We start from the raw sequence: 22,564 nt of genomic DNA on the forward strand, positions 1-22,564 counted from the left end.
AGTCCAGCTCGGACTTCGGAGGTGGTGGGGCGGCGACCGACAGTTCGGGTGGTGTTCACCTGGGGGTGTGGTGCGGTGGATAGCTTGTCGGTCATGGGACGTCGGGTGGCTGCAGCGGTTCTGGGAATTGTCGTCGCGGGGGGCGCGGTGCCGGATGCGGGGGCCGCGGTCGATGGCGTGCGGGTGCTGGGGGAACAGGTCGTGGGGCACGACGTCGAATTCGGGGAGACGGTGGTCGGCGGGCTGTCGGGCATCGACTATCGCGCCGACGCCGGTGAATTCGTCTTGATCAGCGATGACCGGTCGGAAAAGGGGCCCGCCAGGGTGTACACGGCTCGGATTCCAGTGGGGGAGACGGGTATCGGGCCCGTGAGCTTCACCGGCACGAAGCCGCTGCTGCGGGCGGACGGCGGCGTGTATCCGCCGAAATCGGTGGATCCCGAGGACATTCGGGTTGATCCGTGGACGGGAGACTACTTCTGGACACAGGAGGGCGAGCGGACCGGTGAGGTGCTTGCCGATCCTTCGGTACGGGTGGCTCGCGCGGACGGCGGGTTCGTCGCGGAGCTGCCGATTCCGGAAAACGAACGGATGCGCGCTGATTCGGGGCCACGGCAGAACCAGGCGCTCGAGGGGGCGACGTTCGCGGCCGGTGGGGCGTTGTTCGTGACCGCGATGGAGGGGCCGCTGCTCCAAGACGGTCCGGGCGCGACCACGACGGCGGGGGCCACGACGCGGATCACCGTCCAGGCCAGGTTCGGGCCGGTGCTCGCGCAGTACGCGTACCCGCTGGAGCCGGTGTTCGCCGAGTCGCGGCCGGAGGCCGGGCAGGCGAGCAACGGCGTGACCGCGATCCTCGCCGACGACAGCTTCGATCCGACCCGATTCCTGGTGGTCGAACGGGCTTTCGCCAAGGGGGTGGGGAATCGGGTGCGGATCTTCGAGATCGACACCACGGCCGCGAGTACTGTGCTCGACGCGCCGATCGCGGGTGCTCGCCCGGTGGCCAAGCGGCTCGTCGCCGACCTCGCCGATCTGGGGATCGAGGCCGTCGACAACATCGAGGGAATGACCTGGGGCCCGCGCCTGCCCTCGGGTGAGCGCACGTTGGTGCTGGTCGCGGACAACAACTTCGCGTCCGAACAGCGCACTCAGCTGATCGCGCTCGCGGTGCGCTGAACCGCGGGTTTCGGACAACCGTTGCCGCCACAGCGTCGAATCTCCACCCGATAGACGCCGGATCGCGCTAGCTTGGATATGTGCGGTGATGTCGGTGACCTCCCCGCATGCCGACCGAAACGCCGGTGACGCCGATGGTGAGAGGTGGTCACATGGATCCGGAGCAGACGCGTATGCGGCGCGGCCTGGCCGAGGCGGCGCCGGTGGGGCTCAATACGCAGCGGACGGTGGCGCCGGGAGTGCCCGACGAGGCCGTGATCGCGGAACTCGATGCCATGGGCCTCACGGGGGCCAAGGAGATCGGGCGCGGCGGATTCGGCGTGGTGTACCGCGCATTGCAGCCGGCGCTGGATCGCGTGGTCGCGGTGAAGGTGCTGTCCTCGGAGATCGATGTGGAGAGCCGGGAACGGTTCCTGCGCGAGGAACAGGCGATGGGCAGGCTGTCCGGACATCCGAATATCGTCGACATCCTGCAGGTCGACGTGACCGCGACCGGGCTGCCGCTGATCGTGATGCCCTACGCCTCGCGCGGCTCACTCGAACGCCTCATCCACGATCGTGGCCCGCTGACCTGGTCGGATACGCTGCGCGCCGGGGTGAAGCTGGCCGCGGCGATCGAATCGGCGCATCGGGCGGGCATCCTGCACCGGGATGTGAAACCGGCGAACGTACTGATCAGCGGGTACGGCGAACCGCAACTCACCGATTTCGGCATCGCCCGCATCCCCGGCGGATTCCAGACGTCGAGCAGCTTGATTACCGGTTCGCCCGCGTTCACCGCGCCGGAATTGCTCAAGGGCACTGAACCGACCGTGCGGTCTGATGTCTACGGTCTCGGCGCGACGCTGTTCGCCCTGCTGACCGGCCATGCCGCGTTCGAACGCCAGGCGGGGGAGAAGGTGGTCGCGCAATTCCTGCGCATCACCACCCAGCATGTCCCCGACCTGCGCGCTCAGGACATCCCCGGCGACGTGGCGGAAGTGATCGAACGGGCCATGTCCCCCGAGCCCGCCGACCGCCCGGCCTCGGCCTACGAGTTCGGCGAACTGCTCCGCGAAGTGCAGCGCGCGCACGGCCAGATGCCCGACGAAATGGCATTGCTCGACTCCGAGGAGACCACCGACGACGCCCCGGAGGTCCTGAAGTCGGTCACCGGCCGCCGCAGCTGGCCGCTGACCCTGCAGGCCGCCGGTGCCTCGGTGCCCATGCCGGGTTCGACGACCGGCACGTTTCCGCCGACCGCTGCCACCAAATTCCGCCCACCCACGCCCGCTCGCGAACCCTTCCCGCGCCAGCGCCTGCTCGACGTGCTGCGTGCGGGCGGCGAGCGCCGACTCGCCCTGATCCACGCGCCCGCCGGTTTCGGCAAGAGCACCATCGCCACGCAGTGGCGCGCCGACCTGGCCACCCGCGACATTCCGGTGGCGTGGCTGGGCGTCGACCAGGACGACGACAGCGAGATCTGGTTCCTCGCCCACCTCATCGAGGCCATCCGCCGGGTGCGCCCCGATGTCGGCGCGGGTCTCGAGCAGGTGCTGGAGGAGCGGCCCGCCGACGCGGTCGCCTATGTGATCGCCACCCTGATCGACGAGATCCACGCGAGCGGGCGCCCGGTGGTCGTCGTGGTGGACGACTGGCACCGGGTGCGCGATCCCGGCGTGCAACGCGCGATGGCGACCCTGCTCGACAACGGCTGCCACCACGTGCGGTTCGTCATCACCAGCCGCGATCAGTCCGGCCTGCCGATCAGCAGGTTGCGGGTGCGCGACGAACTGGTGGAGCTGGACGCGGCCGCGCTGCGGCTCACCGAATCGGAGACCCGGCAGATCCTGGTGGAGCGCAACGGTTTCGCGCTCACCGACGAGCAGGTCGAACAGATCCACCTCGCGACCGACGGCTGGCCCGCCGCGATCCAGCTGGTGAGCCTCACATTGCGCGACAAGGCCGATCCGGCCCAGTTGCTCGCCTCGCTCGCCGAGGGCGGGCACGGGATGCGCGAGTATCTGGCCGAGAACGTGCTCGACGCGCTGGCGCCCGAGCAGCTGGAGTTCCTGATGGCGATCTCGGTGGTCGAGCGGGTGAACGGGTCGCTGGCCGGGGTGCTCGCCGATGTCTCCGATGGTGCGGTGATGCTGGAGCAGGCCGAGCAGCGTGAGCTCTTCCTGCATCGGATCCAGCACGATCCGGAGTGGTACCGCATGCAACCGCTGTTCGCCGAGCATCTGCGCGCCCGCCTCGACCGCGAACATCCCGGGCGCTCGAAAGCGCTGCACCGCAAGGCCGCACGCTGGTACGCCGAGCATCAACTGCTGCGCAAGTCGGTGGATCACGCGCTGGCCGCGACCGATCTCAAACTCGCCGCCGACCTGCTCGAGAGCGGGGGCATGGACCTGATCGACGGATCCCGGCTCGCCACCCTGCTCGGCACCGTCTCGAAACTACCTGTGCAGCAGGTGACCTCACGGTCGAAGCTGTTGATGGCGGTGGCCAGGGCGAATATGAACATGCAGCAGACGGGGACCGCCCGCAACGCGCTCGGCCGGCTCTCCAATCTGCTGGCCCGCAGCTCACCCGGCGAACCGGAGCTGACCGAACAGCGATGTGTGGCAACGGTGCTGGACGCTGCCGACCGGGTAGCCCACGATGACATCGCCGAGGTAGCCGACAGTCTGGTACCCATTCTGGACGAACCCGGCGACCTGCCCGCCTGGACGGTGTCGACCGCCGCGAATCTGATGTCGTTCGTTCGGCTGTGCGAGTTCGACTTCAGCGCGGTGACCGAGCTCCAGGATTGGGCCGCCGACTATCACACCCAGTCGAAGGACCCACTCGGTCCGGTATTCGGGCTGTGCGCGCTGGGCGACGCCGCCTACGAACAACTCGACATCGCCTCTGCTACCACCTCTTTCGAGCAGGCATACGAGGCCGCGCGGACCAAGGCGGGGCCGCGCTCGGACGCCGCGCGGATCGCGGCGGCCCTGCTCGGCGAAGTGGCGTATCGCCGTGGCGATCTGGCGCTGGCCGATCGGCTCCTCGACGAGAGCCACGAGCTGGTTACCCGGGTCGGTCCCGTCGACTTCCTGATCGCCACTTTCGTGGTCGGTGCCAGGGTGAAGGCGGCTCTCGGCGATCAGTACACCGCCTCGGCCCGCCTCGACGAAGGCGCGCGAGTGGCCGCGGAGAACGGCTTGGCTCGCCTGGACGCGCATGTGCGGGCCGAGCGGGCCAGGCTCGGATTCCCCACCGGCGAAGACATCTTCGTCCCCGACAGCTCCGGTAACGGCGCACGGCGAAAGAAGGGCGCCGCCGCGCTGATCACCGAGGCGCGGGCCATCGCCGACATTCGGCGGCTACTGGCCGAACAGCGCCTGCGTGCCGATGATCGCGCGGCCCGCCATGCGCGGGTGATCTACGCGAAAACACTCGAACAGGGCCGTCCCCGGGCGGAATTGGACGCGACCCTGCTGCTCGCGGAGTGTCTCGCGTCGGCGGGATGGGTCGGGGAGGCGACCGGGCTGGTGCTTCCGGTCCTGCGCACCTGCGCCGAACTGGGCTGGACCAGACCGCTGCTGGACGCGGGGCCGGGGGTCGTCGGCCTGCTCCACGTACTGCGCACGCAATCCCATGACGGGCAGGATCATCCGATCCTGCGCGCCCTGCCCGGTCACTTCCTCGACGAACTACTGGTCTGATCGCGGCCCGGTGGCCCGGGCCGCGATCAGCGACCTACGGCTGCCACCACGGGCGCAACGGGACGTCCCAGGCGCCGTTCGCGTCGAGCTTCACGCCGAGCACATGGTGCAGCTGGATCACGTTGCGCTGGAAGCCGAGTCGGCATCCCGCCATGTACAGGCCCCACACCTTCGCGGTGCCCTCGCCGACCTCGGCGACGGCCGCGTCCCAATTGGCGACCAGGTTCTTGCACCACTCGTGCAGCGTCAGCGCGTAGTGCTCGCGCAGATTCTCCTCGTGCAGCACCTCGAGGCCGACGTTCTGGATATCGGAGATGATGCGTCCGGAGCCGATCAGCTCCCCGTCGGGGAACACGTAGCGGTCGATGAAATCGCCCGCCTTGGTGGTGCGGGTGTTGTCGTGGCGGGTGATGCAGTGATTGAGGAACAGGCCGCCCACCCGCAGCTTGTCCTTGATGTAGCCGAAGTAGAACGGGTAGTTGTGCACGCCGATGTGCTCGGTGAGGCCGATCGAGGAGACCGCGTCGAATTCGCCCTCGGGGATGTCGCGGTAGTCGCTGTGCCGGACCTCGGCGAGCTCGCTGAGACCTTCCTCGGCGATCTTCTGCTGTGCCCAGGCGGCCTGTTCGGCCGACAGCGTCGCCCCGATCACCTTCACGCCACGGCGCGCCGCATAGCGGACCATGCCACCCCAGCCACAGCCGATATCGAGCAGCCGGTCGCCTTCCTTCAGGCGCAGCTTGTCGAAGATCAGCCGGTACTTGTTCTCCTGTGCCTGCTCGAGCGTCCAGTCCTCGTCGCCGTACACCGCACAGGTGTAGGTCATCGACGGGCCGAGGACGTACTCGTAGAACTTGTTGGAGACGTCGTAGTGGTGGTGGATCGCCTCGGCATCGCGAGTCTTGGAGTGGCGTAAGCCTTCCAGCGCGATCCGGCGCCAGCGCGGCAGCGTTTCCTGCGGCGGGGGCGCGATCGGCTTGAGCCGCTCCCAGCCCAGCGAGCGCGCGATGGTGACCAGCGACAATGCCGAAGGACGATGGAACTTCATGTCCTGCATGGCCTTCAAGATGTCGTACGGGTCGCCGGGATGCACTCCCTCGGCGATCATGTCGCCGGCGATATAGGCCCGCGCCATGCCGAGGTCGCCGGGGGCGCCTGCCAAATAGTTGATGCCGCGTGGGGTCTTGATCTCGAGCGCGTAGGGCGCGTCCTCCGGGCCGGTCGCGCTGCCGTCGTAGGCGGTCAGGCGGACGGGGATTTCGCCGTCTACGAGGCTCTCGACGACCTCGGCGATGTTGAGCCGGGTGCCCAGCTCGGCCAATACCTCGGATCGGTCCTTGAATGTCGTCACTTGCGTTGCACCGCCTTCGAATACAGATTCAGCAGTCGTTGGTCCGGGTCGTAACGGGTCTTCAGTTCGGTGTAGGTGTCGCCGCCGTAGAGCTCGGCGAACTCGGCCTCGTCGTAGTAGGAGTCCGAGTAGAGCGACTTGTGTCCGTCGAACGCGGACACGATCTTCTCGATGGCGCGGTTGGCCGCCCCTTCCGGTTGACCTCGCTCTGTCGGCACCGCCGACCAGAATCCGACATTGACGTAGGTGCGCTGTGGCTCGAGCGGATACAGCGGCCACGGACGCGCACCGTCCGTCGCCGGCGCGTCGTCGAGGGCACGCAAGCGCAATGGGCACAACCAGATCGGCTCGATGGGTATTTCCCGCAGGAACCATTCGACGAAGTCGGCGGTGTGCTGGACCGGCACCTCGATGTCCTGTACGACGCGTTCCTGCGGCGGGTTGCCCTTGCGGGCCTGCCTGCGGTCGTCGATGTGGTACTTGCGATCGAGCGCGACCAGTTTCCAGTAGAAACTGCTGCGGCGGCGCGACTTCGGCCAGAGCCTGCGGATCTTCGGGTTCTGCGCGCCGAACGCGCGCGAGCACCAGAACCAGTCGGTGTCCCAGCGCCACAGGTAATCGTGGATGGTCAGCCGGTCCCGGATCACGCCGTCGGGGTGCTGCAGGGAGCGGTAGAAGATGTCCATGCCGGTGTAGTCGCTGACCGGGCCGGGCTCGTCGGTCTGGCGACCCAGGGTCAGGTAGCTCTCGTTCGCGCTGAACACCACGCCGTCGATGTAGTCGACAGCTTCGTCCTGGAAGCGGCGTTCGACGACGATCCGATCGAGTTCGGCTTCCAGTTCGCGCAGGTCGTGGAATCGCACGTGGCGTAATTCCACGAACGGCAGGACGGGTTCGAGTTCGATCTTCAGCCGGACGGAGTATCCGAGAGTGCCGTAGGAGTTGGGGAAGCCGTGGAACAGGTCGGCGTGCTCGCCGGTCGGCGTCGCGGTGACGATTTCCCCGGCCCCGGTCAAAATGTCCATTTCCAGCACGGATTCGTGGGGTAGCCCGTTGCGGAACGAGGTGGATTCGATGCCGAGACCGGTCACCGCCCCGCCCAGGGTGATGGTCTTGAGCTGGGGCACCACCAGCGGCGCCAGCCCGTAGGGGAGGGTGGCCGCCACCAGGTCCTCATAGGTGGTCATGCCCGCGACGTCGGCCGTGCGGGCCTGCGGGTCTACCGCGATCACCTGCCCGAGGCCGGACACGTCGAGACCGGGCGCGGTGGGTGCCGCCCTGGCCCGGAACAAGTTCGATGTCTTCTTCGCCAGCCGGACGACGGCGCCGGGTGGGATGGCGCGATAGCTTTCCAGCAGTCGCTCCACTCCCGCTCGATGCGCGGCATATCCGGACTCGCGTGTGGCCGGTTCGTGACCAGCCCTACCCAAAAGACTCACTGCCACCCTTTGACGCTAGTACGACCGTGTCCGCCGGGCCACCGGATACTTGCGCGCCGCGACAAAATGTCACGCACATGTTCCCGCACCGCCCGAACCTGGTCGGGTGAAGCGGTCGGGGACAGGGCAGGATGTAACCCGGTCGAGATATCGCCACACCCCCAGCAAGGAGTCAACAGTGGGACAGGTCAGCGCCAGCAGTTCGATCGTCGTCGCCGCGGATCCGCAGCGCACGCTCGCCGCGATCGGCGACTACGAGACGATCCGGCCGCGCATTCTTTCCTCGCACTACCGCGACTACAAGGTTGTCGAGGGCGGCAACGGCGCGGGCACCGTGGTGGAGTGGACGCTGCAGGCCACCGAGAAGCGCTCACGCAACGTGCGCGCGACCGTGACGGTGGCCGATTCGGTTCTCACCGAGCGCGACGCCAACTCCACCATGGTCAACACCTGGACCGTCACCCCCGACGGCACCGGCTCGAAGGTCACCGTCGAGACCACCTGGAAGGGTGCGGGCGGCATCTCGGGCATCTTCGAGGGCATCTTCGCCCCGCTCGGCCTGAAGAAGATCCAGGCCGAGGTGCTGGGCAACCTCTCGCGCGAACTGGCCTGAGCTCAGTTCACGGGTCAGTCCTTGCCGATGTCGAAGAGGTTTCCTTCGGGGTCGGCGAGGGTGGTCCACTGGAGGCCGTACTCGTCGAAGTCGCCGATGTGCTTGCCGCCCAGGCTGACTGCGCGTTCGATGTAGTCGGCCCACTCGGCTGTGTGGAAATCCAGATGGACCACGTTCTTGCCAGGTGTCTTGTCGGGAACCTGGATGAACATCAGGATCGGGGCGAGACCGGCGGATCTGCCGACGGTGGCGAAGAACTGTGAGGCTTCCGGGTCGACGGGTACGTCGAGCAGTTGCGCGTAGAACTCGGCCTGGGCCGTGGCGTTGTGGCAGTCCATGGTGATGTTCGCCAGGGCGATGGTCATCAGATTTCTCCTTCGGTGATCGGCCAGCACACTTCGGTGCGGTAGTCGGCCGGGTTATCGGTGATGTCCGGTCCCACGAGGTAGCGCTCGCGGACCGGCTCGTCGGGCAGTGCGGCGCCGTGCTCGGCGACGTGGCTGCCGAGGGCGCCATAGGTGCGGTCGAAGTCTTCGAACGGGCCGTCGTGCACCGCCACGGCGAAGTGGCGGGCGGGAAAGTCGACGATGGCGAGGCCGCGGGTGGGGATGAACTCGGCCCCGGGCGGCAGCGGCACGTACGCGGTGACCTCGCCGTTGGCCTCGGTGAAGAACTCGGTCGAATACGTCGCGCCCGCAACGCCTCCCGGATCGACACCGGACTCCAGCAGGATCATGTACAGCTGCTCGAACGCCGTGCCGCACCAGTCGGCGATGTCGGTGCGCTCGACCTGTTCGGTGACCGTGAGCGCCGTGAACGCGGGCTCGATCCGGTAGTCGACCTCGATCGGCAGCGGGGGCGTGGTGAGCAGGGCGCGCAGCGAGACCACCACCTCACGGGTGCGTTGCAGCGCCGCCTCCATCCTGGTGAGGTGCGCCCGCAGGGTGGTGTCACGCTCGGCGGGATCCGCGGTGGCGAGCACGGTGCGGATCTCCGGGAGCGGCATGTCCAGGTCGCGCAGGCGGCGGATCAGATGCGCCCGCTCCACCTGGTCGGTGGAATAGCGGCGATAGCCGGTGCCCGCGTCCACCGCGGCGGGCTCGAGTAGCTCGATCTCGTGGTAGTACCGCAGCGTCTTGACGCTCAGATGGGTGAGGCGGGCGAACTCGCCGATCGCCACGGTTGCTGTCATGAGGTCCAGGGAACACCCTCCAGCGGGTGGAGGGTCAAGAACCGATCAGGCGGGCGTCAGCACGAAGGCGGCGAGCAGCGGCCACGAGCCCTCGCGCCACCACGAATAGCCGAACCAGACGCCGGGGGTGACCTCGCGGATCTCGTCGTAGACCTGCGGGGTGGGTGACGGCGCGTAGTTCAGCGCCCAGGTGGGGGCGCCGTCGAGGATCGACGGTGCGCGATAGACATCGGCGGGAAACGCCTCGATCCCGGCTCCGGTGACCCGGTTGGTCAGTGTGCCGCCGTCGGGCCCGGTGCGGAACACCTTGCCGATCCACAGCGACTCGGCGGCCCCTCTGAACTGCTGCGGGCGTGTCACCCACCCGTTGGTGAGGCCCACCGGCACCGCGCCCGCCTGCGAGTCCCGGTAGATCTGGTCCTGCTGGGTGACACTGCACCGGAAACGCAACGAATCAACGGTCGCCGCCCGATTGCCGGAATCAAGAACGCAGCCGTTGCCGTAGTCGTTGATCCCGGTCCCGGAATCGGCCGATACGGCGGCGGGTGCGAGAAGAAGCAGGCTGGAGAACGATACGCCCAAGGCCATCATCGAAGCCAGGCGCGCACGGGACACATTCATCGGATCTCCTAGAGATTGCTGAATCATTGCCCTACCTAGGCTGATCGTATGCGTGAATCGTCTGCGGAACCATCGTTTCAGTGACCGTTTCCCACGACTAAACTGGCAACCGCACGCGGCCATGCCCCGCACCCGACGTACCCCACGGTTTTCGGCCGCCTCGCACCCGAGGGGCGAGACGGAAACGCCGAAGGCGCAGTATCGTCCCTCGGGTGCGAGGCCCCCAGGGCCGAAAACCCCGCGGCGCCAGCCGCCAAAAAACACAGGAGTGTTGTGCAACCCGGTGATGGTCAGTTCGATATGCAGGCACTGCTCGCCCAGGCTCAGCAGATGCAGCAGGCAGTGATGCAGGCGCAGGCCGAGCTCGCCGAGACCGAGGTGGCGGGTCAGGCCGGCGGCGGTCTGGTGCAGGCCACGATCAAGGTCAGCGGCGAGGTGATCGCACTGACGATCGACCCGAAGGTGGTCGATCCGGAGGATGTCGACGGACTGCAGGACCTGGTGATCGGTGCGATCAACGACGCGATGGCCAATGCGCAGCAGCTCGCGGCCGAGCGCCTCGGCCCGCTGTCGCAGGGTCTCGGCGGCGGCTCGATGCCCGGTCTGCCCGACTTCTGATGTATGAGGGGCCGGTTCAGGATCTGATCGACGAGCTGGGCAAACTGCCCGGCGTCGGTCCGAAGAGCGCACAGCGCATCGCTTTTCATCTGCTGCAGGTGGAGCCGCCGGATATCGACAGGCTGCAAGCCGCTTTGCAGAAGGTGCGCGACGGCGTCCAGTTCTGTGTGTCGTGCGGCACCGTCGCCGATGGTGAGCTGTGCCGGATCTGTGCCGACCCACGCCGCGACCGCACGATGATCTGTGTGGTCGAGGAACCCAAGGATGTGCAGGCGATCGAGCGCACCCGCGAGTTCCGTGGTCGCTACCACGTGCTCGGTGGTGCGCTCGATCCGCTCAGCGGCGTCGGGCCGGATCAGCTGCGGATCAGGGAACTGCTCACCCGCATCGGCAATCAGGAGGACGGCATCGATGTGAGCGAGGTGATCATCGCGACCGACCCGAATACCGAGGGCGAGGCGACGGCCACCTATCTCGTGCGGATGCTGCGCGATTTCCCCGGGCTCACCGTCACCCGGTTGGCCTCCGGGCTGCCGATGGGCGGCGACCTGGAATTCGCCGACGAACTGACCCTCGGGCGGGCACTGTCCGGCAGGCGGACGCTGTAGGACGGATCGCGGCGCGCTGGTCGCCGCCGGTCACGTCCGTACCGGGATCAGAGCTCGACGCGGGTCCAGGCGACGCCGTCGGTGGTGGCGGGCTTGCCGTTGGCCCACTCCCAGATGATGCGGGCGACCTGCGCCGGGTCGTCGAGGGTCGTGCCGAAATGCCGGTCGGGGCCGCCGTCGCGATATTCGAGGGTGTAGGGCCCGTTCGGGTCGCGATAGGTCTGGATGTAGCGCTGTTCGCCCTGCTCGACGATGAGATACGGGTTGGGCGCGGCGAGCCCGGCCACCCAGTGGTGGGCCAATTCCTCGGTGAGATAGGGGAATTCGCCCGCGCCGCCGTGCGTGACGTTGATCGGGATGTGGCCTGCCGGGTCGATGAGCCAGGTCAGCTGCGGATCGTAGACGGCGTAGCCGCGCGGGGTGGCGAGGTCGAAGAGCAGATTGCGGACGAAGCCGATGGCGTCGTACGGCGAGGGGATGTAGAGCGTGTCGCCGCTGGGACCGCCGACGGATTCGACGCTGAGGAACGAGTCGTCCACCGGCAGTTCGGCGTTGCGCGCGTTCAGTTCGGCCGCGATCTCGGCGATCGATGCGGACTCGGTCACGCCTTCCTGGGCGGCCAGGTACGCGTCGATCTCGTCGACAGAGCTGGCGACGCCGGACGGCAGGAGGATGTGGTCGTAGCTCACCCGGCCAGCCTACGGGGAGCGGAGTCGGCGGTAATCGATGTGGTCCCTGCCCCGCGCTATTACCAGCGTGTTTCGAAAGGGGGGCCGGTCGGGAAACTCAGGTTTCGTCGACCCGCGCGGTGTCGGGGGTGTGTGGTCCACTTGGTGGATGGGCATCAAGGTGTCACTCGAACACCGCACGGCATACTCCTTCGATCGTCTCGTCGAGGTGCATCCGCATGAAGTGCGGTTGCGCCCCGCGCCGCACTCGCGGACGCCGATCGAGGCGTATTCGCTCGAGGTGTCGCCGGCCGAGCACTTCGTCAACTGGCAGCAGGACGCGTTCGGCAATTTCGTTGCGCGCCTGGTGTTTCCGAATCCGACCAAGGAGTTGTCGATCACCGTGGGGTTGATCGCCGACCTCGAGGTGGTCAACCCGTTCGACTTCTTCATCGAGGATTACGCGGAGTTCTTCCCGTTCGAGTACGACACCGCACTCGCCGAGGATCTCGCGCCCTATCTGCGGCGCGTCGACGAGGCGGAGCCGGGCAGCGGCCCCGGCGAGTTGTTGCGGGAGTGGGCGCGGGTACACCGGCCGCAGGGCCGGACCCGTGCCATCGACTACCTCGTGGAACTCAACTACGCGCTGCGCAATTCGGTCGACTACACCGTGCGCATGGAGGCGGGTGTGCAGACACCCGATCACACCTTGCGCACCGCGCTCGGGTCCTGCCGCGACTCGGCCTGGCTGCTGGTCGGCGTGCTGCGTGAGCTGGGGCTGGCCGCCCGCTTCGTCTCCGGCTACCTGGTCCAGCTCACCTCCGACGTGCCCTCGCTGGACGGCCCGTCGGGCCCGACCGCCGACTTCACCGACCTGCACGCCTGGACCGAGGTGTATCTGCCCGGCGCGGGCTGGGTCGGCATGGATCCCACCTCCGGACTGTTCGCGGGCGAGGGCCACATCCCACTCGCGGCCACCCCGCATCCCGGCGCCGCCGCCCCGATCACCGGGGCGACAGGGATCACCGAGGCCACCCTCGACTTCAGCAATGTGGTTCGGCGTATCCACGAGGATCCGCGAGTCACGCTGCCCTATACCGATTCCCAGTGGGACCGCATCGTCGCCTCCGGTGCCGCGATCGACGCGCGGATGGCCGCGGCCGATGTGGGCCTCACCATGGGCGGCGAGCCCACCTTCGTCTCCATCGACGACCAGATGAGCGCCCAGTGGACCACCGACGCCGACGGCAGACACAAACGTGAGCGCGCCGTCGACCTGGCCGACAGGCTCCGCGCGATCTACGCGCCGACCGGCATCGTGCAATATCGCCAGGGCAAGTGGTATCCCGGAGAACCGTTGCCCCGCTGGGAGATCGCGATCGCGTGGCGGCCCGATGGCGAGCCGGTTTGGCAGCGCCAGGACCTGCTCACCGACCCGTGGACACCGATTTCGCAGCACACGCCGGTGAAGCCGGTCGCCGAGACCGGCGGGCACTCGAACGGCTACGCCCCGGCCGGTGCCGAGGTCGCGACCGCTGTTGTCGCGCTGGGCCTGGCGGACGAGTCCGGCGTGAACGCGGCCGATGACGTGCCGGGGCCGGTCGACGCGGTGTCGGTGCTCGATGCGCAGCTACCCCCCGTTGGCCCGGTCGACATGGTCGCGGTCTTCGACGCGCGCCGTCGGGTCGGCGGTGACGAACTCGCCGCCGCCGTCGTCGCGCTGGGGCTCGCCGACGATGACGATGTCCGGCGCGACAGCGAGCCGGTCGGTATCGACGTGGTCGACGAGGCCGATCTCGCGGAAGCCGCGGAACCTGCTCTCGAGGCCGCGGACTTGGAGGTGGTGGAGTTCGACGACGGACCGGCGCTGATCGACGAGCCCGTCGAGTTCGTCGCCGCCGAGCACCGCCGGGCCGCGGAGAGTCAGCAGGCCAGCGCTGAAGCCGGCGGTTCCGTTCGCCCCGCGAAGAGGGCCGAGGAGCCGAAGAGGGCCGAGGAGCCGACGAAGGTCGAGGAGCCGACGAAGGAAGCCGCGGAGTCGGTCAAGGCTGCCGAGAAGGCCGAGGACCCACTGCGAAAAGTGCTGCGGAAGAGCAAACTTCGTGGGAAGAAGGGCAAGGCGAGTGCGCCGCAGTCGGCCTACCCGCCCATCCAGCTCGCCCGTTCGCAGCCGATCAACTCGGCCGCCGGGGTGATCCCCGACCGGGCGCCCGCTGCCGATATCGGCGCGGCCAAGGCGCTGATCGCTGAGATCGCGGGCACCCTGGGGTTGCCCGATGGGCAGGTGCGGCCCGCGTTCGAGGATCCACTGGCGCGGTTGGCCGCGACCGTGAGTGCGCCGTACGGCGATCCGCCGCCCGCCGATATCGACCCGGCCGAGGACTCGCCCGAGGTGCGGCGGGTACTGCTCGAGAGCCTGGAGGAGTCGGTCGATCAGCCGTCGGCGTATGTGCTGCCGATTCATCGACGGGCCGACGGCGCGGGCTGGGCCAGTGCCGACTGGCAACTGCGTCGCGGGCGTGCCGAGGGCGGCCGCGGCCGGATCGTGTTGGCCGATGGTGATTCGCCTGCCGGACTTCGCCTTCCGATCGGGTCGGTGTCCTGGCACGCGCCGCCGATCCTGCCCGACAGCGACCCGCTCTATCAGAAACCGCTGCGCGCGGAACGGGCCGAGCCGCCCGCAGCGGTGGAGCCCGCCGATTTCACCCCGACGACCGCGCTGGTCGCCGAGGTCAGACAGGGGCGGCTGCACGTGTTCCTGCCGCCGGTCGCCGAGCTCGACGACTTCCTCGATCTGATCGCCAAGGTCGAGGCAGCCGCGGTGGCGATCGGGCAGCCGGTGGTGCTGGAGGGCTACGCCCCGCCGAGTGATGCACGGCTACAGACGTTTTCGGTGACGCCCGACCCGGGCGTGATCGAGGTGAACATCATGCCCACCAGCTCGTTCGCCGAGCAGGCCGAGGTGCTGAACACCCTCTACGAGCAGGCCAGGTTCGCCCGGCTGAGCACCGAGTCGTTCGACGTGGACGGCACGCACGGCGGCACCGGCGGCGGCAACCACATCACCCTCGGCGGGGTCACCCCGGCGCGTTCGCCGATGCTGCGCCGCCCCGACCTGCTGGTCTCCATGCTCACCTACTGGCAGCGTCATCCCGCGCTGTCGTACCTGTTCGCGGGTCGTTTCGTCGGCCCGACCTCGCAGGCACCCCGCGCGGACGAGGGTCGCGAAGGCGCGCTCTACGAACTCGAGATCGCCTTCGCCGAGGTCGCCAGGCTCACCGCCGAGCAAGCCCACGGGCCGACGCCGTCCGAGATCCAGTCGGCCCCTTGGCATATCGATCGCGCACTGCGCCATCTGCTCACCGATCTCACCGGCAACACCCACCGTGCCGAGTTCTGCATCGACAAGCTGTACAGCCCCGACTCCGCGCGCGGCCGACTCGGGTTGCTCGAACTGCGCGGCTTCGAGATGCCGCCGCATTTCCAGATGGCGATGGTGCAATCGCTGCTGGTGCGCGGCCTGGTCGCGATGTTCTGGGACAAGCCGCTGCGCGCACCGCTGATCCGCCACGGGTCCAACCTGCACGGCCGCTATCTGCTGCCGCACTTCCTGATGAACGACATCGCCGAAGTGGCCGCCGACCTGCGCGCGGCGGGCGTCGACTTCGACACGGCCTGGCTCGACCCCTTCACCGAATTCCGCTTCCCCCGTATCGGCACCGCCATGATCGGTGAGGCGGAGCTGGAACTGCGCGGGGCGATCGAACCCTGGCTCACCCTCGGTGAACAGACCACCGGCCAGGGCACCGCTCGCTACGTGGACTCCTCGGTGGAACGGTTGCAGGTGCGGCTGGTCGGCGCCGACCGTGGCCGCTACGTCCTCACCTGCAACGGCATGCCGGTACCGCTGCTGGCCACCGACAAATCCGACGTGCAGGTGGCGGGCGTGCGCTACCGCGCGTGGCAGCCGCCGAACTCCCTGCACCCCTCGATCACCGTCGACGCCCCCCTGGTGTTCGACCTGATAGACGTCGCGACGGGCATCTCCCGTGGCGGCTGCACCTACCACGTCGTGCACCCCGGCGGCCGCGCCTACGACGACGCACCCGTCAACGCCGTCGCCGCCCAATCGCGCCGTAACCGCCGTTTCGAGGCCGCCGGTCATACGGTGAACCCGATCGATCCCGCCGAACTCCGTGCGAAGATCGCGGCACAGTCGACCGATGTGGGAGCACCAGGCATCCTGGACCTACGCCGCGCGCGAACAGTCTGGGGCCAGTAGGAAAGGGGAGGCCCGGCGCGCCACAGAACGCCGGGGCGACCAGCACACCGATCTGGTCACCAGTCGATGGAAGTCACCGGCTTTGGGTTTTGCGGCCGTCCCGATTCTGGACTGACGGAGGGAGGGAGCGCAGCGACTGACCGGAGGAGGGAAGAATCGGGACAATCGGGGCCGCAAAACCCCGCGGCGCCAGCCGCAAATAAACACAGGAGGCTCGGTGGCTCAGCGCGATGAAGCGCAACGGGGCGGGAATCGGCCGGGATCGGGCGTTCGCGCTCAGGTTGCCGAGCAGTTCGCGCGGTATCGGGCTGACAGTTCGGCGGGGGCGCGCTTCGACGAGTGCGGCAGGCCGACCAGGGGCTATTACGACGAGTTGGTCGACGGGCGTGGGCGGGTGCGGTCGATGTGGTCGGAGCTGTCGGCCGACTTCATCGACCAGGGGATCGGCGGGATCGACCGGATCGATCACCGGGTGCGCAGGCAGATCGAGGACGACGGTGTCACCTACACCGAGGTCGGCCTGGGCGGCGACGACGACACCGCGATACCGCAACCGTGGCGGCTGGACCCGATTCCGCTGCTGGTGTCCGCCGAGGACTGGACCCGCCTCGAAACCGGTCTCGTGCAGCGCTCGCTGGTACTCGATGAGGTGCTCACCGATGTCTACGGCCCGCGCAGGCTGCTGAGTTCGGGCCTGTTGCCGCCGGAGGTGGTGTTCGGCAATACCGGGTATGTGCGGGCCGCGCACGGCATCACGATCCCCGGCACCCACCAGCTCTTTCTGCACGCCTGCGACATCAGCCGGTGGAGCGACGGGCAGTTCCGGGTTCTCGCCGACTGGGCGCAGGCACCCTCGGGCGCCGGGTACGCGCTGGCCGACCGTCGTGTGGTGGCTTCGGCCATTCCCGAGGCTTTCGAGCACGCGGGACCGCGTCCACTCAGCCCGTTCGCGCGGGCCATGCGGTTGATGCTCGAGGAGGCGGCGCCCGAACTGGCCGATGGGGAAGAGCCGGTCGTCGTCGTACTCAGCCCGGGTTCGCATTCCGAAACCGCCTTCGACCAGGCTTATCTCGCGCAGATGCTCGGGTTCCCGCTGGTGGAGAGTTCCGATCTGGTGGTGCGCGACGGTGCGCTGTGGATGCGCTCGCTCGGCAGCTTGGAACGGGTCGACGTGGTGTTGCGGCGGGTGGACGCCGAGTTCTCCGACCCGCTGGATCTGCGCCCCGATTCGCGGCTCGGCGTGGTCGGGTTGGTCGAGGTGCTGCGTCGCGGTGCGGTGACGGTGGTGAACACCCTCGGTAGCGGGTTGCTGGAATCGCCCGCGCTGAGCCCGTTCCTGCCGCGCATCGCCCGCTCGGTGCTCGGCGAGGATCTGCTGCTCGATGCGACCCCCACCTACTGGGGTGGCGACGACACCGAGCGCGCGCACTTGGTGTCGCACGTCGGTGACCTGGTGATCCGCTCCGCTGTCGACGGCTCGACGATCTTCGGACCGAGCCTGTCGGTGGCCGAGCGCGCCGATCTCGCCGCCCGGATCGAGGTCGAGCGATGGAAGTGGGTGGGGCAGGAACCCGCCGAGTTCTCGGTCGCGCCCGCGGTCGACGGCCCGGCGGGGCTGGCGCCGGCACCGGTGGGCATGCGGTTGTTCTCGCTGGCCAGACGGGGCAGCTATACGGCGATGTCGGGTGGCCTCGGTCAGCAGCGCATGCGGCTCGAACCGACCCGCAGCGTGATCAAGGTGGCCGCGAAGGACGTGTGGGTCCGCGCGGCTCCGGCCGCCGTGCCCGCGGCGAGTTCCGAAGCGCCGCACGAGGAGCGGTTGCGCAGGGCGGTGCCGGTCGTCGAGGCGATCAGCTCGCCGCGCGTGCTCAACGACCTGTTCTGGATGGGCCGCTACAGCGAACGCGCCGAGTCGGTGGTCCGCCTGCTCGCCGCCACCCATGACGTCTATCAGGACTATCGCTACCGACCGTGGCTCGATGGCGCCGAAGCCTTGCCGATCCTCATGCGTGCCCTGTCGATCACCACGGGCACCGTCGCTCCACAGTCGGTGCTGCCCAATGGAATCGGTCAGCTGGTGGCCGTGCGATCCGGCGATGGCGCAACCGAAGATCCGAACCCCGATGCTGGGCACCGTGATTCGGTAGGCGCCGAAGCGCCTGACCCGTTGGCGACGCGGTCATCGCGGTCCTCGGTCAGCGAAGATGCAGGAACGGAGGCGGTGGAGCACGACGCGCCTGCTGAACCGAAGGCATCACAGTCGGCGGGGCAGAGCCGGTCCGCTGGTCGGGATCAGCCCACAGCGGACGAGCCCGAACCCGATTCCGAGGCAGAGGCGCCGTGGGAGCGGGCGGGCACCAGTGCGCTGGCCCGCGCGCTGCGCACCACCGGTGTCACGCCCGAGCGTGGTTCGGAGCCGGTGCCGGCCCCCGAGCCCGAGCCGGTGCTCGCTCGGTCGCGACAGGCGCAGGGCCAGTTCACCCACCGAGCCATGGATTCCAGTGGTCAGGACGGCGTGGCCGCGCGGCGGGCGGTGGCCGGAGCTTCGGCTGAGGGGTTCGGGTACCTGGCCTCGTTGACCGGTGATCGTGAGCTGGCCGGGTCGCTGTCGTACGCGGTGGATCACTACGGATCCGCCGCGCGAGCGGTGCGCGATCAATTGTCCGGTGACACCTGGATGATCATCGGCGCCGTCGACCGCGCACTGGCCGAATTCCGCAGTGCCAGTACCGAGCAGGAGACGGCGTTGTCGTCGGTGCATTCGCTGGCGCTGGCGGCACTGCTGTCGCTGTCGGGGATCGGCGCGGAGTCGCTGGTGCGCGACACCGGCTGGTACGTCATGGATATCGGTAAACGGATCGAGCGCGGGCTGGCAGTGACGTCGCTGATCAATGCCGCACTGGGGCGACGGAGTTCGGCCGAAGTGCAAGGGGTGGTCGCGGAGGCCGTGCTCACCGCCACCGAGTCGGCGGTGAGTTACCGTCGCCGCCATCGTGGTTCGGCGCACGTGGCCGCGCTCGCGGGACTGCTGCTGTTCGACCCGGGCAACCCGCGGTCGCTGATCTATCAGCTCGACCGTCTCGAGGCCGACTTCCAGGCGCTGCCCGGTGGTTCCGGCGCCTCGCGTTCGCAGCGCCTGCTCGCCGACGCCCAGCGCATGCTGCGCCGCGTCGACCCGGCCGACCTGGAACACACCGACGACGACGGCGTGCGCACCGAACTGGTGGAACTGCTGGAGGGGGTGCACTTGCGACTGCGCAAGCTGGCCGAATCGTTCGAGGCCACCAAACTCACCGTCCCGCTGGGTATTCAGCCGCTCTGGGGCAATACCAGGATGGTCGGATGACCCGGCGATACATGGTGGTGCACCGCACCACCTACAGCTACTCCGACGAGGTGACCAGCTCCTACGGTCGCGCGTATCTCACCCCGCGCGAATATCCGGGTCAGCGCCTGCTCGAGCACGAGATCTACATCGACCCGGTGCCCTCGGACCGCTCGGTGGGCACCGACGTCTACGGCAACACCACGACGTATTTCCACGTGACCTCCGAGCATCGCAACCTCGAGGTCACCGGCGAGTCCCTCATCGATGTCGACGGCGAAGACCCGGCGGCGCTGCCGGGTGCCGACATGCCTTGGGAGTCGGCGCGTCCTACGTCTGCCACCGGCCCGCTGGCCGTCGAGTTCACCCTCGATCTGCTCCCGCCCGAGATCACCCCCGACGTCGTCGCGTACGCCGTGGAGAGTTTCCCGCCGGGCAGGCCGCTGCTCGAAGCCGTAACTGAGCTGAACACGCGCATCCACCACGACTTCCAGTACCGTTCCGGGTCCACGACGGTGAGCACCAGCGTGGCCGACGTGTTCGCCGCCCGCGAAGGCGTGTGCCAGGACTTCGCCCGAATCGGCGCGGCGTGCCTGCGCGCGCAGGGCCTGGCCGCACGCTACGTCTCCGGCTATCTCGCCACCGACCCGCCGCCGGGCAAGGAACGCATGGTCGGCGTCGACGCCACGCACGCGTGGGCCGCGGTCTGGTTGCCCGGCGCCGACGACACCGATCGCACCGGCCGCTGGATCGCCTTCGACCCCACCAACGACCAGTTCGCCGACGAGCGGTACGTGACCGTGGCGTGGGGGCGGGATTACCAGGACGTTCCGCCGCTGCGTGGCATCATCTACACCGACGCGAAGCAGTCCACAATCAAGGTATCGGTCGATGTGGCCCCGGTGGAGGTGTAGTCCGTGCGTGATTTCGTCTGTCCGAACTGTGGCCAGCAGCTGGCTTTCGAGAACTCTGTCTGCCTGTCGTGCCGCAGCGCACTGGGTTTCAGCCTGGGGGAACGGGCGCTGGTGGTGATCGGTGACCCGCCGAGCGACGAGGCGATCGACCACGTGGCCGGCGTCGTCGACAGTGATCGCTTCCGCCTGTGCGACAACCTGCATGTGGCGCAGTGCAATTGGCTGGTCGATGGTGACGCGTCCGGTCCCGGCCTGTGCGTGTCGTGCAAGCTCACCAGGACCAGGCCCAACGACACCGACACCGACGGCCTCGCCGCGTTCGCCGAGGCCGAGACGGCCAAACGGCGATTGATCTTCGAGCTGGTCGAGCTCGGGCTGCCGATCGTCGGCCGCGACGAGGATCCCGAACACGGGCTGGCCTTCGATCTGCTGTCCAGCCGGACCGACGGCGTGCTCACCGGCCATATGGACGGCGTGGTCACCCTCGACCTGGCCGAGGCCGACGACCCGCACCGCGAGCAGTTGCGCATCGAGATGGCCGAGCCGTACCGGACGTTGCTCGGCCACTTCCGGCACGAGACCGGGCACTACTACTTCTCTGTGCTCGTCGCCGACGACGCTGCCCTGCAACGCTTTCGCGACCTGTTCGGCGATCCCTTCGCCGACTACCAGGCGGCGCTGGACCGCCACTATTCCCAGGGTGCGCCCAGCGGCTGGAAACGCGACCACGTCTCCTCCTACGCCACGATGCACGCCGCCGAGGACTGGGCCGAGACCTTCGCCCACTACCTGCACATCCGCGACACCCTCGACACGGCGGCCGCTTTCGGACTCGCCCCGGCGGGCGCGACGCTGGACCGCCCACAGATCGGCCGCGCCGGGTTCGACAAGATCATCGAGCTCTGGCTGCCGCTGACCTGGTCGCTGAACATGGTCAACCGCTCGATGGGCCGCGACGACCTGTACCCCTTCGTGTTGCCGGAGCGGGTGCTGGAGAAGATGCGCTTCGTCCACGATCTGTGCACCGGCAGTCATGCCGCCGCTCCGGAGGCTGTCGTCTCGACGGGGTAATACCTTGTCGATTTCGCTGCGACGAACGTCACAGCTGGCTACGCTGCGAGATTGAGACCGGAGCGTCTCAATCCGGTCGGTACCTCGACCCGGACTGCTCGACGAGAAGTGTGTGGCTATGAACTCTCCACTGGTATCAGTCGGTCTGCCGTTGGCGCTGGCGGTGATCATGTTCGGCCTCGGGCTCTCGCTCACCGGCGCCGACTTCGCCCGCATCGCGAAGACGCCGCGCATCGTCGCCATCGCGCTGGTCTGCCAATTGCTGGTGCTACCGGTGGTCGCGTTCGGCCTGGTGCTGCTGTTCGACCTGACGCCGATTCTGGCGGTCGGCATGATGCTGCTCGCCGCCTCGCCCGGCGGGACGACAGCGAACCTGTTCAGCCACCTCTTCCGTGGTGACGTGGCGCTGAATGTGTCGCTGACCGCGGTCAATTCGATCATCGCGGTCGTCACTGTGCCGCTGGTGACCAACTTCGCCATCGGCTACTTCGAGCCGAGCGGCGAGGACGGTTCCGTCGGTTTGCAGCTGAGCAAGGTGATCCAGGTGTTCGCCATCGTGCTGGTTCCGGTCGGCCTCGGCATGCTGGTGCGCCGTTGGTCGGCGGAGTTCGCGGACCGGATGGACAAGCCGGTCCGCATCGGGTCGGCGATCACCTTGCTGCTGGTGATCGTCGGCACCATCGTCAGCGAGCGGGAGACCCTGACCGACTCGCTCGCCGACGTCGGCGCCATCACCGTCGTGTTCTGCCTGATCAGCCTGTCGGTCGGCTACTACCTGCCGCGCCTGCTCGGCGTCGCCGACCGCCAGGCCATCGCCTGCTCGTTCGAGGTCGGTATCCACAACAGCACCATCGCCATCACCATCGCGATCAGCGTGCTCGACAGCACCGAGCTGGCCGTTCCCGCAGCGGTCTACGGCGTGCTGATGTTCCCGCTCGCCGCGCTCGTCGGCTGGCTCATCACCCGCCGGCAGGTGAGCGTCGCCGTCTAG

General features: G+C 68.2%; 16 protein-coding genes and 1 pseudogene. 11 read left to right on the top strand and 6 right to left on the bottom strand.

The window, feature by feature from the left end; all coding sequences use genetic code 11:
- Nucleotides 1-105 precede the first annotated feature (105 nt).
- Both ACWGCN_RS28555 and ACWGCN_RS28560 read left to right on the top strand, forming a co-directional pair.
- On the top strand, nt 106-1,179 hold the full coding sequence (locus tag ACWGCN_RS28555; protein ID WP_452459956.1) for an esterase-like activity of phytase family protein: 1,074 nt from the start codon (nt 106-108) through the stop codon (nt 1,177-1,179).
- 152 nt (nt 1,180-1,331) lie between these two features.
- A complete protein-coding gene (locus ACWGCN_RS28560) occupies nt 1,332-4,871 on the top strand; it encodes a protein kinase domain-containing protein (RefSeq protein ID WP_452459955.1) in 3,540 nt (1,179 codons plus the stop codon).
- 34 nt (nt 4,872-4,905) lie between these two features.
- Here the strand turns inward: ACWGCN_RS28560 and ACWGCN_RS28565 are convergent, their stop codons facing one another.
- Entirely contained in the window at nt 4,906-6,222 is a 1,317-nt protein-coding gene (locus ACWGCN_RS28565) for a class I SAM-dependent methyltransferase (protein WP_378994398.1), read from the bottom strand.
- Nucleotides 6,219-7,661: an FAD-binding oxidoreductase gene (locus ACWGCN_RS28570; RefSeq protein ID WP_379312312.1), complete on the bottom strand. Its 1,443-nt coding sequence runs from the start codon at nt 7,659-7,661 to the stop codon at nt 6,219-6,221. Before ACWGCN_RS28570 ends, ACWGCN_RS28565 begins: the two co-directional genes overlap by 4 nt.
- A 178-nt stretch (nt 7,662-7,839) precedes the next feature.
- Between ACWGCN_RS28570 and ACWGCN_RS28575 the strand changes: the two genes are divergently transcribed.
- Nucleotides 7,840-8,274 (top strand): SRPBCC family protein, encoded by a 435-nt coding sequence (locus ACWGCN_RS28575; protein ID WP_056822013.1) that lies wholly within the window; start codon nt 7,840-7,842, stop codon nt 8,272-8,274.
- A 14-nt stretch (nt 8,275-8,288) separates the two neighbouring features.
- On the opposite strand, the gene ACWGCN_RS28580 is transcribed toward ACWGCN_RS28575, so the two are convergent.
- From ACWGCN_RS28580 to ACWGCN_RS28590, 3 genes are read right to left on the bottom strand one after another with little or no spacing between them, the layout of a single operon-like run.
- On the bottom strand, nt 8,289-8,639 hold the full coding sequence (locus tag ACWGCN_RS28580; protein ID WP_378994395.1) for a VOC family protein: 351 nt from the start codon (nt 8,637-8,639) through the stop codon (nt 8,289-8,291).
- On the bottom strand, nt 8,639-9,466 hold the full coding sequence (locus ACWGCN_RS28585; protein ID WP_378994393.1) for a MerR family transcriptional regulator: 828 nt from the start codon (nt 9,464-9,466) through the stop codon (nt 8,639-8,641). Before ACWGCN_RS28585 ends, ACWGCN_RS28580 begins: the two co-directional genes overlap by 1 nt.
- Nucleotides 9,467-9,511: 45 nt before the next feature.
- On the bottom strand, nt 9,512-10,087 hold the full coding sequence (locus tag ACWGCN_RS28590) for a hypothetical protein (RefSeq protein WP_378994391.1): 576 nt from the start codon (nt 10,085-10,087) through the stop codon (nt 9,512-9,514).
- Nucleotides 10,088-10,387: 300 nt separating this feature from the next.
- Here ACWGCN_RS28590 and ACWGCN_RS28595 point away from each other — a divergent pair, with 300 nt between their 5' ends.
- Both ACWGCN_RS28595 and recR read left to right on the top strand, forming a co-directional pair.
- The gene (locus ACWGCN_RS28595) at nt 10,388-10,705 is read left to right on the top strand and encodes a YbaB/EbfC family nucleoid-associated protein (RefSeq protein ID WP_228536936.1); all 318 of its coding nucleotides are present in this window, start codon (nt 10,388-10,390) and stop codon (nt 10,703-10,705) included.
- Nucleotides 10,705-11,313 (top strand): recombination mediator RecR, encoded by a 609-nt coding sequence (gene recR, locus ACWGCN_RS28600; protein ID WP_056822003.1) that lies wholly within the window; start codon nt 10,705-10,707, stop codon nt 11,311-11,313. Before ACWGCN_RS28595 ends, recR begins: the two co-directional genes overlap by 1 nt.
- A 47-nt stretch (nt 11,314-11,360) precedes the next feature.
- Here recR and ACWGCN_RS28605 read toward each other — a convergent pair whose 3' ends face one another.
- Nucleotides 11,361-12,002: a hypothetical protein gene (locus ACWGCN_RS28605; RefSeq protein ID WP_378638622.1), complete on the bottom strand. Its 642-nt coding sequence runs from the start codon at nt 12,000-12,002 to the stop codon at nt 11,361-11,363.
- A 148-nt stretch (nt 12,003-12,150) separates the two neighbouring features.
- Here ACWGCN_RS28605 and ACWGCN_RS28610 point away from each other — a divergent pair.
- The 6 genes and pseudogenes from ACWGCN_RS28610 to ACWGCN_RS28635 all read left to right on the top strand — a co-directional run.
- Nucleotides 12,151-12,336 (top strand): annotated as a pseudogene (locus ACWGCN_RS28610) (transglutaminase N-terminal domain-containing protein); the annotation flags it as partial.
- Nucleotides 12,337-12,546: 210 nt separating this feature from the next.
- Nucleotides 12,547-16,263 (top strand): transglutaminase family protein, encoded by a 3,717-nt coding sequence (locus ACWGCN_RS28615; RefSeq protein ID WP_452459567.1) that lies wholly within the window; start codon nt 12,547-12,549, stop codon nt 16,261-16,263.
- Nucleotides 16,264-16,480: 217 nt separating this feature from the next.
- Nucleotides 16,481-19,609, top strand: coding sequence for a circularly permuted type 2 ATP-grasp protein (locus ACWGCN_RS28620; protein WP_452459561.1), 3,129 nt, complete (start codon nt 16,481-16,483; stop codon nt 19,607-19,609).
- A complete protein-coding gene (locus tag ACWGCN_RS28625; protein WP_379312832.1) occupies nt 19,606-20,502 on the top strand; it encodes a transglutaminase family protein in 897 nt (298 codons plus the stop codon). The genes ACWGCN_RS28620 and ACWGCN_RS28625 overlap by 4 nt, the downstream gene beginning before the upstream one ends.
- A gap of 3 nt (nt 20,503-20,505) precedes the next feature.
- Entirely contained in the window at nt 20,506-21,573 is a 1,068-nt protein-coding gene (locus tag ACWGCN_RS28630; protein WP_378994383.1) for a zinc-binding metallopeptidase family protein, read from the top strand.
- Between the two features lie 118 nt (nt 21,574-21,691).
- The gene (locus ACWGCN_RS28635) at nt 21,692-22,564 is read left to right on the top strand and encodes a bile acid:sodium symporter family protein (protein ID WP_378994381.1); all 873 of its coding nucleotides are present in this window, start codon (nt 21,692-21,694) and stop codon (nt 22,562-22,564) included.

The sequence above is a fragment of the Nocardia sp. NPDC055050 genome, from assembly GCF_053608345.1.